We start from the raw sequence: 14,080 nt of genomic DNA on the forward strand, positions 1-14,080 counted from the left end.
CGACCTCGTCTTTCCTTGACGTAGGGGACCTCTGGCGCCCGACTATACACACCGACCGATATCGATCGGTGACCTGCGTGGGCGCTCAACTCCCGCCTCCGGCAGCGCACTAGCCCGTTCCGAAGCCGTTCGGATCGGAGGGTGATCACACCCCCACAGACCGTTACATTGCTCCGCCTTCACTCCCTTTGCATGGGCTCTGTGAGCATTCATGCCCTCTTGGGCCCATTCGGGTGGTGTTCATCTGAACATCCACGCGCCACGGGCGTCGGTCCACCACTTCGCGTCCCGCATACACATCATGAGCAAAGTACGCAAATCGCCCAACCCGAAAGTGAGGGGCCATGACCCAGAACAAGGTCATGAAGCTGTGGACCGCCATCGTCACCGCCTTCCTCGCGCTGTGCACGGCGCTCGGACTCGTCACCGCGGCCACCGCGACGGCCGCGACCGCCGCCGCCCAGCCCGAGAGCCCCCGCACCGACGCCACGCACCAGGCGGCCCCGGCGATCCCGGCGACCCCCCGCTGGGTCTGGTCCCATGCCAGGGCCCTGCCCCCCACGATGAAGCAGCGGATCGGGGCCGAGGCCCACGGAAAGTCCCCGAGCTGCCGGCACCGGCCCCTCACCGACAACCAGACGGAGAACGCGGAGACCGGGACACCCGATCAGGACCCGGCGGCGCTCGACTGCTGATCCCCCGCTCGATCAGCCGCTCCGCCGGCCACCGACGGCAGGAACGGCACAGCATCGCGGACGTATCGACACCAGGCGACTTGCGTACGCATCAGTCGACACGGAAAGACCCCCGGCCGGGCTCGGCCGGGGGTCTCGCGCTGTCCGGGCATACGTCATCCTCGTACGGCAACGACCCACGCCCGAGGGAAAGGTGGTGAGTGCTGCCGTGAGCCGGCGCGTCACCGTCGTCACCGCTGTCCACGGCCCGTCCGCCCGGTTCCTGCCGGACGCCTACGCGTCCCTGCGCGCACAGCGGCTGCCCGACGGGTGGGAATGGGAGTGGCTGATCCAGGAGGACGGCACGACGGACGAGGTGCGCCCCTGCGTCCCGGACGACGAGCGGGTGTCCTTCCACCAGGGCCGGCCCGGCGGTCCCGGTGTCGCACGGACGATCGCGCTGGCGCACGCGCGGGGCGCGTATGTGAAGGTCCTCGACGCCGACGACCGGCTCACCCCGGGCGCGCTCGCCCGTGATCTCGCCGTACTGGAGGCGGACCGCACCCTGGGATGGGCGACGTGCCGGGTGCTCGATCTGCTGCCCGACGGCTCCACGGCCGGCTTCCCCGGCGATCCGGACGCCGGTCCGATCGAGCGGGGTGCCGTGCTCGACCACTGGGAACGGAACGACTTCCGGCCGCAGGTCCACCCGGCGACCCTCTGCGTCCGGCGCGATCTGCTGACCGCCCTGGGTGGCTGGATGGCCCTGCCCGCCTCGGAGGACACGGGCCTGCTGCTGGCGCTGAACGCGGTGAGCCGCGGCTGGTTCTCGGCGGAGACCGGCATGCTGTACCGCAAGTGGGAGGGCCAGGTCACGAATGGGGCGGCCCACGTGGACCCCGCCGAACGCACGGCGCGCACGACGGTCGCGGGGGCCAGGGCACGCGCGCTGGCGGAGTTCGGGTGGACGTACCCGGCGGGCCGCTGAGCGGTCACGGCCGTCCCGGCGTCCGCTGTCCCGGCGGCGTGCACGCCTGTTCCGTGAGCCGTATCGCCTGCGAGGGGCACGATTCCGCCGCTTCCCGGACCTGCGGGTCGCCGGCGGACTCCTCGCGGCCGGCCCGTACGACGCCGTACCCGTCCTCGAAGGCGAACACCGCCGGTGCCCGGTGCGCGCACTCGGCGGAGCCGTAGCACAGGCTGCGGTCGACGGAGACCTTCATACGTCCTCCAGCCGTCGGCGACCCCGCCGGTGACGTCCGGCCGGGTCGGTTCGGTGACTTCCAGGACGTCACTGCCCGGCGGGAAGGCCACCGAACCCGCCCGCCGAACGGCCGCTCACGTCACCGTCCGCCGCCTCAGCGCCGCCCGCCCGCGGTCGACAGCCAGTGGGCCACCCGCCGGACCGTGGGCTCGTCGAGGCGTTCGGCCAGCGTCCGCACCGCCTCGCCGTCATCGGGAGCGAGGTCGTACAGGCCCGCCTTGCTCAGACCGGCCATGAGCACCTGGTGCCGCCGGTCCGTCATGCGCTCTGCGAGCTTGGCCGGTTCGCCGGGCCCGTCAGCGGGCCGTCCGGCAGGCGCTGCGGGTGCGGGCGTGGGTGCCTTGGCGGCCGGGGTGTCGTAGCGGTGCCAGACGCCGTCCCTCGGGCCCCACACCACGACCGTGGCCTCCGTCCCGCGCGCCCGTACGGTCTGGGTCATGTCGCCGACGGCGTACAGCACGGGTGCCCGGTACGGCGACTCGGCGGCCACTGTCCAGGATTCCCGGCCGGGCTGCCGGAACATCGCGACCCAGCGTGGAGCACCGGGCGGTCGCGGGCACCGGGGACGCTTCTCCATGACACTCACCCCTTCGTGAACGACCCTCACGGCGACCGTAGCTGACGACTCGTCAGTTTTCCAGGTGGCCGGGACGGCGGCACACCGGCCGGCCGGATCCCGGAGCACCCCGTCCCGCGTGCTTCTGGTCTCTTCGCGGGCACCGTGGCACCCTGCCCGCGCCCGGGCCGAACCGGACGAAGGAAGCCGAGGATGAGCGGACAGGACGAAGAGGACGGTGAAGCGACGGCAACCGCGTCACAGGCAGCGGCGGCGACCGCATCACGGGAGGCGGCGACGGCGACCGCGACACAGGAGGCGGCGCTGCGCCCGGCCCACCGAGCCCGCTCCCGCGACCGGTGGGACCCGTGGGGCGGCATCACCGGGAGCCGGTGGGACGCGTGGGGCGAGTCCTGGACCGGCGCGGCCCGGTGCTGAGGTTGTGCCGGTGCATGAGGTTCTGCCCGGTGCATGAGCCCCTGCCCGTCCGGCACCGGTCCCTCCCCTCGTGGGGACCGGTACCGAACGGCGCAGGGGATGTCGACCCGTGCCATGTCGGCGGTTCGGCACGGGCCGAAGTCAGGAGCCGTTCCCGCGGATGCTCGCGGGTTCAGCCGTGGGTGTCCTCGCCGCTCCCTGCCGTCGGCGGGACATGCTCGTGTGTCTGCTGCAGAACTTGACCGAGAACGTTCGCTGCCATGGGCTGTCTCTCCGAGCACTGAGCCGGTGGCCTGTCCAGACGATGTGTGATCACTCCGCTACCCGGTCCGGATCCTGCCATCTGTCGCCCCCGCAGAGGAGGTTCCTGTCTCCGGTCCAGGTCTTATCCGCAGGTCAGCCGTATAAGGTGAGTTTTCCGGTCCGGACGTCCAGATGCGGGGGGAAGTAAGGGGTGGGGCCTTGAGTTCCGACTCAGGGGCACGCACAGCTTTCGCCGAGCGCCTCGCGCTGCTGTACAAGGAGGCCGGCAACCCTCCCCTGAAGAGTGTCGCCGAATCGGTCGTACGGCTGCAGCGGGTCGACGAGCGCGGACGTCCCGTACGGGTGTCCGCGCAGCGGATCAGCGACTGGCGCCGCGCCCGGAACGTGCCGGCCCAGTTCACCGCACTCGCGGCGGTCCTGCACATCCTGATCCCGGAGGCACGGCGGCTGCGGCCCGCTCCGGTCTCCAACGGCCTGTACGACGTCGCCCATTGGCAGCGCCTGTGGGAGCGCGCGCTGGCCGACCCGGTCGGCGACCGGCCCGCGCCGTCCGCGCAGGAGGACCGGCGTCCCCCGGCCCAGGCCCAGCCCGTCTCGGGTGGGGTGTGTCCCTACCGCGGGCTGGCGCCGTACCGGCAGGAGGACGCGCGCTGGTTCTTCGGCCGGGAGCGGAGCACGAACGCGCTGGTCGCCCAACTGCGCGCCGCGGAGCGGACGGGCGGTCTGGTGATGCTGGTGGGCGCCTCGGGGGCGGGAAAGTCGTCACTGCTGAACGCCGGTCTGGTGCCCGCGCTCCGCGACGGCGTCCTCGACTCTCCGGGGGTCACCGCGACGGCCGGCCACCCGCACGCCCCGGCGGCTCCCACCCCCGGCCACGCAAGCCCCGACCACGCAAGCCCCGGCCACGCAAGCCCCGACCACGCAAGCCCGGGCCACAACGCCCCGGGCCACACCGGCCCCGGCCGCACCAGCCCCGCCCACCTCCCAGGCCACACCAGTCACGGCCGCACCACCGCCGCCCACGTCGACCACGCCGCCCCGGCCCCCGGTGCCGCCGAGGACGGCGTCGCGCCCTGCGGTCCGGTCCTGCAACTCGTCCCCGGTCCGGACCCCTTGGGCGAACTGGTCCGCCGGGTCCCGGACCTGGCGCCGGTCGCCGCCGACGCGCGCAAGGCCGAGCAGGAGGCGACGGAGAATCCCGCGGCGCCCGGCTCCGACGCCCCGCGGCTGGCCCGTGCGGCGCGCGAGGCCGTCTCGGCCTGGGCGCGCCGGGAGATGCCCCCGGGCGCCCGGCCGGTCATCATCGTGGACCAGTTCGAGGAGGCGTTCACCCTCTGCGCCGACGAGGCGGACCGGCGGACCTTCATACAGCTGCTCGCCGCCGCCTGCACCCCGCCCGGCGGCATGGCCGGTGCCGGTCCCGGCGCCGCACCGCCGGCCACCGCCCCCGCGCTGGTCGTACTCGGCATCCGCGCCGACTTCTACGAGCAGTGCCTCGGCTACCGCGAACTGGCCGACGCGCTGCAGCACCGGCACATGGTGCTCGGCCCGCTGACCAGCGGTGAGCTGCGCGACGCCGTGACCGGTCCGGCCAGGGCGGTCGGCCTCGAGCTGGAGCCGGGCCTCGCCGAGCTGATCGTCCGCGAGGTGAGTGCCGACGGCCCGCGCGGCGCCCACGACGCGGGCGTGCTGCCGCTGCTGTCCCACGCCCTGCTGGCCACCTGGCAGCGCCGGAAGGCCGGGCGGCTGACGCTGGCCGGATACCGCGCGGCCGGCGGGATCCAGGGAGCGGTGGCGGCGACCGCCGAGCGCGCCTGGTCCGGACTCGACCCCGCCGCCCGTACCGCCGCCCGGCTGCTCCTGCTGCGGCTGGTCCGGCTGGGCGAGGACACCCAGGCCACCCGCCGCCGGGGCACCCGGCGGCAGCTGGCGGACGAGTCGTCGGACCCCGGCAAGACCGAGGAGTCCCTGGAGGCGCTGGTCCGGGCCCGTCTGGTGACGCTGGACGCGGACACCGTGGAGATCACCCACGAGGCACTGCTGCACGCCTGGCCGCGGCTGCGGCACTGGATCGACGACAACCGCAACGACCACCTGCTGCGCCAGCGGCTGGAGGAGGACGGCCGGGCCTGGGAGGAATCGAACCGGGACAGCTCTCTCCTCTACCGCGGTTCACGGCTGGAGCAGGCCCGTGGCTGGGCGAGGGCCGCCGGGGACACCTATCTGACCCGCAGCGCGGTGGAGTTCCTGGCCGCCGCGGTACGGCTGCGCAAGCGCACGGTGTGGATCAGCCGGGCCGCGGTGGCGGCCCTGGTGGTGCTGGCCCTGCTCGCCGGCGGTTCCGCGGTGATCGCCTGGCAGCAGCGCGACGACGCCGTGTTCGCGCAGGTCCTCGCCGAGGCCGACCGGGTCGAGCGCGCCGACCCGTCCCTGGCCGCGCAGCTCGACCTGGTCGCCCACGATCTGCGCCCGGACGACGAGGGCACGTACAGCCGCCTGATCTCGATCGTGAACGCTCCGCTGGCCACCCCGCTGGCCGGCCACACCGGCGCCGTCTACCTCACCTCCTTCAGCCCGGACGGCAAGACCCTGGCCACGGCCAGCTACGACCGCACGGTCCGGCTGTGGAACGTGGCCGACCCGAGCCGCCCGAAACCGCTGGGCAGGCCGCTGACCGGGCACGGCAGCTGGGTGAGCAGCGCGGTGTTCGGTCCGGACGGGCGCACCCTGGCCAGCGCGGGCGACGACGGCACCATCCGCCTGTGGGACGTGGCCGACCCCACCCACCCGGTCCCGCTCGGCCGGCCCCTGACCGGCCACGCGGGCACGATCTACCTGGTCGCCTTCAGCCCCGACGGCCGCACCCTGGCCTCGGCCGGTGAGGACCACACCGTGCGACTGTGGGATGTGGCGGACCCACACCGGCCGAAGGCGCTGGGCGTGCTGCGCGGCCATACGGCCGCAGTGCGCTCCGTGGCGTTCAGTCCGGACGGGCGCACCCTCGCGACGGGCGGCGACGACGCCACCGTCCGGTTGTGGCGCACGGCCGACCCGCGCCGGCCCGAGCCGATCCGTACGGTGCTCGAAGGGCACACCGACATCGTGCACTCGCTGGCCTTCAGCCCGGACGGCAGGACGCTGGCCAGCGGCAGCGCGGACGACACGATCCGGCTGTGGGACGTGTCCGAACCCGGCCGCCCGGCTGCGCTCGGCTCACCGCTGACCGGCCACACCGGCCCCGTCTGGTCGGTGGCGTTCAGCCCCGACGGCGGCCGGCTGGCCGCCGCGAGCGCGGACAGCACGGCGAGCCTGTGGAACGTGAGCGATCCGGCGTCCCCGTCGCAGGTCGGCGAGCCGCTCGCGGGCAGCAGCGGGGAGATGTACGCCCTGGGGTTCAGCCCCGACGGGAGGACCCTGGCCACCGGCAGCGGCGACGGCAAGGTGCGCCTGTGGGCGATCCCGACCTCGGACATGATCGGCCGGAATGGAGCATTCCGGCCGGACGGCCGGGTGCTGGCCACGGCGGCGCGGGACGGCAGGCTGCGGCTGTGGAACGTGGCACGCCCCGACCGGCCCGTGCCGCTGGGGAAGCCGTTCATGCGCGCGGACAGCGACCAGCGTTCGCTGCTGTTCTCCCCCGACGGCCGTACCCTCGCGGTCCTGACGGGGGCCAAGGCCGTGTACCTGTGGAACGTCTCCGACCCCGCCCGTCCGGTCTCCGCCGGCCCCCCGCTCCCCCTGCGGACCCGCTTCATGGGCCCCGACGCGCTGGCCTACAGCCCGGACGGCCGCACCCTGGCCACGGCCTACGACGACCGCACCATCCAGCTCTGGAACGTCTCCAAGCCCGCGCACCCCACCCCGCTCGGCCGGCCGCTCACCGGCCACCGGGGCTACATCAACACCCTGGTCTTCAGCCCGGACGGCCGCACCCTGGCCAGCGGCAGCGCGGACAGCACGATCCGGCTGTGGGACGTGACCGACCCGGCCGGCGCGACCACGATCGGCAGACCGCTCGCCGAGCACTCCGGTCCGGTCAACGCGCTCACCTACAGCCCGGACGGGCACACCCTGGCCAGCGGCAGCGACGACGACACGGTCCGACTGTGGAACGTCACCGACCCCGCCGGGGCGAGCGCGCTGGGCTCGCCGCTCACCGGCCACAGCGAGGCGGTGACCTCGGTGACGTTCAGCGCGGGTGGCCGCACCCTGGCCAGCGGGGGGAACGACAACACCGTCCGCCTCTGGAACGTCGTCGACCCGGCAGGCGCGACCGCGATCGGCCAGTCGATGAGCCCCAACGCCAAGACGGGCAACTTCCTGACGTTCAGCCCCAACAGCCACGTCCTCGGCGTCTCCAGCGGTGCCGACACGGTCCGCCTGTGGCGGCTGGACGCCGACGCGGCGATCCGGCACATCTGCTCGGTCACCCGGGGCGTACTGACCCCCGAGAAGTGGCACGAGTACCTTCCCCGCCTCTCCTACGACCCCCCGTGCGGGCGATGATCGGCCAACCTGACTGATTACCCGGCGACTTACCCCCACAGGCGGCTCAACCTTGTTACCCTTGGCCATAGCCCGATCGCTGGTGCATCCCCCGTCGCCAGCGGTCGGGCCTTTTCTCATGCCCTGAGAGACCCCACCGAGCGACCTCACCCGACAGCCCCGGCCCTGCTGCGCATGTCGGCCGCTGCCCCGATCTCGGCCACCGTCAGGGCTTCGCGCACCTGACCTCTCCGATCCTCCGGCACAGTCGGATCAGCGTGACCATGGACGTGTACACGCATGTGGGCGGCGGCGGTGGGCGGGAGGCCGTCGGGATGCTCGCCGAGCTCCTGGAGGACCCGCCATCGGCTCATCGCCGCTGTTGGTGTCAAGAGCGGGTGTCAAAAGACCCCCGGTCCTGATGGACCGGGGGTCTTCGTGTCTGTGGGGCTAACAGGATTTGAACCTGTGGCCTCATCCTTATCAGGGATGCGCTCTAACCAACTGAGCTATAGCCCCGCCGCGCTCTGCGGTGTATGTCCCGCGCGCTGACTCCTGAAGATTAGCGCACGACCACGTCAGTCCCAAAATCGGTTGTCGGGGCCCCTCGGGTCAGGGCCGCGCAGGCCGTCACTCGTCCTCCGCCAGGGTCAGCTCGATGCCGCCCACGAAGCCCGCGGAGAGGTTGTAGACGAACGCGCCGAGCGTCGCGAGCGCCGTGGCCAGGACCACGTCGATGACCGCGATGATCGTCGTGAACATCAGGACGTGGGGGAGCGAGAGGAACGCCTGCAGGTCGAAGCCGTTGGCCTCGTTCGAGCCGGTCGCCTCCGAGATCGTGCCGCCCACCGTCGAGAAGACGCCCATCGCGTCCATGACCATCCACAGCACCGCCGAGGCGACGATCGTGCAGATGCCGAGCGCGATGGAGAGCAGGAAGCTGACCTTCATCACCGACCACGGATCGGCCTTGGCCACCCGCAGCCGGGCCTTGCGGGTCCGCGGCGCCGTCCGGGCTCCGGTACGCGGCCGGCGCACCGCACCGGCGGGTGCCTGCGCCGGGTAGGCCTGCGGCGGGTGGTACGGGCCGGCGGACTGCTGCGGGCGCCGCTCCCCGGGGAGCGGCGACGCCGACTGCGCCTCACCTGCCGCGGCCGTGCCTCGGGTGTCCGTCACAGTTCCCCCCTGGGGTTCACGCGTGCCGGCGGAGTCCGCCACGGAAGCCTTGACCGGTTTCAGATTGGTCGTGTGCGGGTCGTTCACGCTCTCCGCACGCGCGGCGGAGCCACGGGCGCCGCCGTCCGTCTCCGTACCCGTGGAGGTACCGGCCGATCCGGCGCCCGTGGCTCCGCTCACGATGACTCACTCCTCGTGCTACTCGGCCGAGGGTGCCTCACCCTCGTCCGTGCCGGTGGTCGCGGCACCCTCGGCGGTCTCGTCCACGGCCACATCGCCGTCGACTTCCTCCGCCTCGCGCCCGGCCTCGGCGTTACGTGCGATACCGACCACGGCATCGCGCTTGCCCAGGTTGATCAGTTGGACGCCCATGGTGTCACGGCCGGTCTCCCTGATCTCGTTGACTCGCGTACGAATCACACCGCCGGACAGGGTGATGGCGAGGATCTCGTCGTTCTCCTCGACAATCAGCGCGCCGACGAGCGAGCCACGGTCCTCCACGATCTTGGCGGCCTTGATGCCGAGGCCGCCGCGACCCTGGACGCGGTACTCGTCGACGGCGGTCCGCTTCGCGTACCCACCGTCCGTCGCAGTGAACACGAACGTACCGGGTCGAACGACATTCATCGAGAGAAGCTCGTCGCCCTCGCGGAAACTCATCCCCTTGACGCCGGAGGTGGCGCGGCCCATCGGGCGCAGGGTGTCGTCCGAGGCGGTGAACCGGATCGACTGCGCCTTCCTGCTGACCAGCAGCAGGTCGTCGTCGGCCGAGACGAGTTCGGCGCCGATCAGCTCGTCGTCGCTGCCGCCCTCCTGCTCACGCAGATTGATCGCGATGACGCCGCCGGAGCGGGGCGAATCGTAATCCTTCAGAGGCGTCTTCTTGACCAGGCCCGACTTGGTGGCGAGCACCAGGTACGGGGCCGCCTCGTAGTCGCGGATCGCGAGGATCTCGGCGATCGCCTCGTCCGGCTGGAAGGCCAGCAGGTTCGCCACGTGCTGTCCGCGCGCCTCGCGGCCGGCCTCGGGCAGCTCGTACGCCTTGGCCCGGTAGACCCGGCCCTTGTTGGTGAAGAACAGCAGCCAGTGGTGGGTGGTGGAGACGAAGAAGTGGTCGACGATGTCGTCCTCCTTCAGCTTCGTCCCCCGCACGCCCTTGCCGCCGCGCTTCTGCGCCCGGTAGTCGTCCGTCTTCGTCCGCTTGACGTAACCGCCGCGCGAGACGGTGACGACGATGTCCTCCTCGGCGATCAGGTCCTCGATGGACATGTCGCCCTCGTACGGGATCAGCTTGGTCTTGCGGTCGTCGCCGTACTTCTCGACGATCGCGGCCAGCTCCTCGCTGACGATCCCGCGCTGACGGACCGGGGAGGCCAGGATCTGGTTGTACTCGTTGATCTTCGCCTGCAGCTCGTCGTGCTCCTGGACGATCTTCTGGCGTTCCAGGGCGGCCAGCCGTCGCAGCTGCATCTCGAGGATGGCGTTGGCCTGGATCTCGTCGATCTCCAGGAGGCCCATCAGCCCGCCGCGCGCGATCTCGACGGTGTCACTGCGCCGGATCAGCGCGATGACCTCGTCGATGGCGTCCAGGGCCTTCAGCAGACCGCGCAGGATGTGGGCGCGCTCCTCGGCCTTGCGCAGCCGGAACTTCGTCCGGCGCACGATGACCTCGATCTGGTGCGTCACCCAGTGGCGGATGAACGCGTCCAGGGAGAGCGTGCGCGGCACGCCGTCGACGAGCGCCAGCATGTTGGCACCGAAGTTCGTCTGCAGGTCGGTGTGCTTGTACAGGTTGTTCAGGACGACCTTGGCGACCGCGTCCCGCTTGAGGACGATCACCAGGCGCTGGCCCGTACGCGAGGACGTCTCGTCGCGGACGTCCGCGATGCCGCCGATCTTGCCGTCCTTCACCAGGTCGGCGATCTTCTGGGCCAGGTTGTCCGGGTTCACCTGGTACGGCAGCTCGGTGACCACCAGGCACTGACGGCCCTGGATCTCCTCGACCTCGACCACCGCGCGCATCGTGATGGAGCCGCGGCCGGTGCGGTACGCCTCCTCGATGCCCTTGCGGCCGACGACGAGGGCGCCGGTCGGGAAGTCGGGGCCCTTGATGCGCTCCATGAGCGCGTCCAGCAGCTCCTCGTGGGAGGCCTCGGGGTTCTCCAGGTACCACTGGGCGCCGGCCGCGACCTCGCGCAGGTTGTGCGGCGGGATGTTGGTCGCCATGCCGACCGCGATCCCGGCCGAGCCGTTGATCAGCAGGTTCGGGAAGCGGGCCGGCAGGACGGTCGGCTCCTGGGAGCGGCCGTCGTAGTTGTCCGTGAAGTCGACGGTCTCCTCGTCGATGTCGCGGACCATCTCCATCGACAGCGGCGCGAGCTTGCACTCGGTGTACCGCATGGCCGCCGCCGGGTCGTTGCCCGGGGAGCCGAAGTTGCCGTTGGAGTCCACCAGCGGCATCCGCATCGACCAGGGCTGGGCGAGGCGCACCAGGGCGTCGTAGATCGAGGAGTCGCCGTGCGGGTGGTAGTTGCCCATGACGTCGCCGACGACACGGGCGCACTTGTAGAAGCCGCGCTCGGGGCGGTAACCGCCGTCGTACATGGCGTACAGCACGCGGCGGTGGACGGGCTTGAGACCGTCACGGACGTCGGGCAGCGCACGGGACACGATGACGGACATCGCGTAGTCCAGGTACGAGCGCTGCATCTCCGTCTCGAGCCCGACGGGCTCGACGCGCATCGTGACTTCGCCGCCCTCTTCCGGGGTGACGGGAGTGTTCTCGTCGGCCATTGCTGGTGAAGATCCTTCCTGGTGCGGTCAGCTGAGACCGACTCAGATGTCGAGGAAGCGGACGTCCTTGGCGTTGCGCTGGATGAACGCGCGGCGGGCTTCGACGTCCTCGCCCATCAGGACCGAGAACAGGTCGTCGGCCTGGGCGGCGTCGTCGAGGGTGACCTGGCCGAGGACCCGGTGCTCCTGGTCCATGGTGGTCACACGCAGCTCCTCGGCGTTCATCTCGCCGAGGCCCTTGAAGCGCTGGATCGAGTCCTCGCGGATGCGCTTGCCCCGCTGCCGCCCCAGCTCGATCAGCGCGTCGCGCTCGCGGTCCGAGTACGCGTACTCGCTGTCGTCCCGGCCCCACTTGATCTTGTACAGCGGCGGCCGGGAGAGGTACACGTGCCCGGCCTCGACCAGCGGCCGCATGAAGCGGAACAGGAAGGTCAGCAGCAGGGTGCTGATGTGCTGGCCGTCGACGTCGGCGTCCGCCATCAGGATGATCTTGTGATAGCGGAGCTTCTCGATGTCGAAGTCCTCGTGCACACCGGTGCCGAAGGCGGAGATCAGCGCCTGGATCTCCTGGTTCTGCAGGATCTTGTCGATCCTGGCCTTCTCGACGTTGAGGATCTTGCCGCGGATCGGGAGGATCGCCTGGTACTGCGGGTTGCGGCCGGACTTGGCCGAACCGCCGGCGGAGTCACCCTCGACGATGAAGATCTCGCACTTGGTGGGGTCGTTCGACTGGCAGTCGGACAGCTTGCCCGGCAGGGACGCCGATTCCAGCAGGCCCTTGCGGCGGGTCAGGTCGCGGGCCTTGCGGGCCGCCACGCGCGCGGTGGCCGCCTGGATGCCCTTGCGGATGATGTCCGCGGCCTCGACCGGGTTGCGGTCCAGCCAGTCGTTCAGGTGTTCGTAGACCGCCCGCTGCACGAAGGTCTTGGCCTCCGTGTTGCCCAGCTTGGTCTTCGTCTGGCCCTCGAACTGCGGCTCGCTCAGCTTGACCGAGATGATCGCGGTCAGGCCCTCGCGGATGTCGTCGCCGGTGAGGTTGTCGTCCTTCTCGCGCAGCAGCTTCTTGTCGCGCGCGTACTTGTTGATCAGCGACGTCAGCGCGGCGCGGAAGCCCTCTTCGTGGGTACCGCCCTCGTGGGTGTGGATGATGTTCGCGAAGGAGTACACGCCTTCGCTGTAGCCGCTGTTCCACTGCATCGCGACCTCGAGGGACAGGCTCTTGTCCCTGTCCTCCGCCTCCAGGTCGATGACGGTGGGGTGGACCGCCTCACCCTTGCGGGAGTTGAGGTACTTCACGAAGTCGACGATGCCGCCCTCGTAGTGGTACGTGACGGTCTTGACCTCGTCCTTCTCGTCCGCACCCGCCTCGTCCGCCCCGGCGGTGGCCTTCGCCGACTCGCGCTCGTCCGTGAGCTTGATCGTGAGGCCCTTGTTGAGGAACGCCATCTCCTGGAAACGCCGCGACAGCGTCTCGAAGGAGTACTCGGTGGTCTCGAAGATCTCCGGGTCGGCCCAGAAGGTGACCGACGTGCCGGTCTCCTCGATCGCCTCGTGCTTGGCCAGCGGCGCCGTGGGGACGCCCATCTTGTAGTCCTGCGTCCAGCGGTGCCCGTCGGTCCTGACCTCGACGGAGACCTTGGCGGACAGGGCGTTCACGACGGAGACGCCGACGCCGTGCAGACCGCCGGAGACGGCGTAGCCGCCGCCGCCGAACTTGCCGCCCGCGTGCAGCACGGTGAGCACGACCTCCAGGGCCGGCTTGCCCTCGGAGGCCACGATGCCCACCGGAATGCCACGGCCGTTGTCGACGACACGCACTCCGCCGTCGGGGAGGATCGTCACGTCGATGGTGTCCGCGTGACCGGCCAGCGCCTCGTCGACCGAGTTGTCGACGACCTCGTACACCAGGTGGTGCAGACCGCGCTCACCGGTGGAGCCGATGTACATGCCGGGCCGCTTGCGGACCGCGTCCAGCCCTTCGAGCACGGTGATGGCGCTGGCGTCGTAGGAGGCGGAGGCTGCGGCAGAGGCTGCGGCCTGGCCGTTGACGCCGGCGTCGGTGGACGGGATGTTCTCGTTGGGGTTGCCGGAATCGGCCACGAAGCGCCCTTTCTGGCACAGCACGAGCCGGGCTCGTCGGCAGGTTGCCGGAGCGGCTGCGGCATGTTGCGTTGGTAAGCCTTGATCAGCGTTGCTCAGCTTTTCCCGGGCGGTCCCCACGTTGGGGCGGGATTGGCTTCCAGTCTACCGGTAGCGCCGACATCGATGGGGGTTTGCGGGCACCTGAGTCCCCATGTGCCGCCCTCAACCGGTCTCGGCCGGGTCCCGATATACGGATGGGGGCTTCAAGGGGCTCACGGCGGCACTCAGCGCTTCGAGCCGTCAACCCTTGGCTACTGGGGGGTCGGATGGCGATCCCATGGCGGTCCG

Annotated in this window: 9 protein-coding genes and 1 tRNA gene; 4 read left to right on the forward strand and 6 right to left on the reverse strand. The window is 71.1% G+C overall.

What is annotated here, in order from left to right:
- Window positions 1-344: 344 nt before the first annotated feature.
- A complete protein-coding gene (locus ACGFT2_RS24725; RefSeq protein ID WP_393281844.1) occupies window positions 345-695 on the forward strand; it encodes a DUF6344 domain-containing protein in 351 nt (116 codons plus the stop codon).
- 208 nt (window positions 696-903) lie between these two features.
- Window positions 904-1,662 carry a glycosyltransferase family 2 protein gene (locus tag ACGFT2_RS24730; protein ID WP_393282202.1) on the forward strand — a complete coding sequence of 253 codons (759 nt, stop codon included), beginning with the start codon at window positions 904-906 and terminating at the stop codon, window positions 1,660-1,662.
- 4 nt (window positions 1,663-1,666) lie between these two features.
- Here ACGFT2_RS24730 and ACGFT2_RS24735 read toward each other — a convergent pair whose 3' ends face one another.
- The gene (locus tag ACGFT2_RS24735) at window positions 1,667-1,897 is read right to left on the reverse strand and encodes a ferredoxin (RefSeq protein ID WP_393281846.1); all 231 of its coding nucleotides are present in this window, start codon (window positions 1,895-1,897) and stop codon (window positions 1,667-1,669) included.
- 135 nt (window positions 1,898-2,032) lie between these two features.
- Window positions 2,033-2,461, reverse strand: a complete 429-nt coding sequence (locus ACGFT2_RS24740; protein ID WP_393281847.1) for a hypothetical protein — start codon at window positions 2,459-2,461, stop codon at window positions 2,033-2,035.
- Between the two features lie 246 nt (window positions 2,462-2,707).
- Here ACGFT2_RS24740 and ACGFT2_RS24745 point away from each other — a divergent pair, with 246 nt between their 5' ends.
- Together ACGFT2_RS24745 and ACGFT2_RS24750 are read left to right on the forward strand one after the other, a co-directional pair.
- Window positions 2,708-2,932, forward strand: a complete 225-nt coding sequence (locus tag ACGFT2_RS24745) for a hypothetical protein (RefSeq protein WP_393281849.1) — start codon at window positions 2,708-2,710, stop codon at window positions 2,930-2,932.
- A gap of 435 nt (window positions 2,933-3,367) precedes the next feature.
- Window positions 3,368-7,702: a hypothetical protein gene (locus ACGFT2_RS24750; RefSeq protein WP_393281851.1), complete on the forward strand. Its 4,335-nt coding sequence runs from the start codon at window positions 3,368-3,370 to the stop codon at window positions 7,700-7,702.
- 424 nt (window positions 7,703-8,126) lie between these two features.
- On the opposite strand, the gene ACGFT2_RS24755 is transcribed toward ACGFT2_RS24750, so the two are convergent.
- The 4 genes from ACGFT2_RS24755 to gyrB all read right to left on the reverse strand — a co-directional run bounded on the left by ACGFT2_RS24755 (window position 8,127) and on the right by gyrB (window position 13,774).
- Window positions 8,127-8,200, reverse strand: a tRNA-Ile gene (locus ACGFT2_RS24755).
- A gap of 111 nt (window positions 8,201-8,311) precedes the next feature.
- Window positions 8,312-9,037 carry a DUF3566 domain-containing protein gene (locus ACGFT2_RS24760; RefSeq protein ID WP_393281853.1) on the reverse strand — a complete coding sequence of 242 codons (726 nt, stop codon included), beginning with the start codon at window positions 9,035-9,037 and terminating at the stop codon, window positions 8,312-8,314.
- A gap of 18 nt (window positions 9,038-9,055) precedes the next feature.
- A complete protein-coding gene (gene gyrA, locus ACGFT2_RS24765) occupies window positions 9,056-11,650 on the reverse strand; it encodes a DNA gyrase subunit A (protein ID WP_393281855.1) in 2,595 nt (864 codons plus the stop codon).
- A gap of 42 nt (window positions 11,651-11,692) precedes the next feature.
- On the reverse strand, window positions 11,693-13,774 hold the full coding sequence (gene gyrB, locus ACGFT2_RS24770) for a DNA topoisomerase (ATP-hydrolyzing) subunit B (RefSeq protein WP_393281857.1): 2,082 nt from the start codon (window positions 13,772-13,774) through the stop codon (window positions 11,693-11,695).
- Between the last annotated feature and the right edge of the window lie 306 nt (window positions 13,775-14,080).

This window comes from Streptomyces sp. NPDC048514 (assembly GCF_043199955.1).
GTDB lineage: Bacteria > Actinomycetota > Actinomycetes > Streptomycetales > Streptomycetaceae > Streptomyces.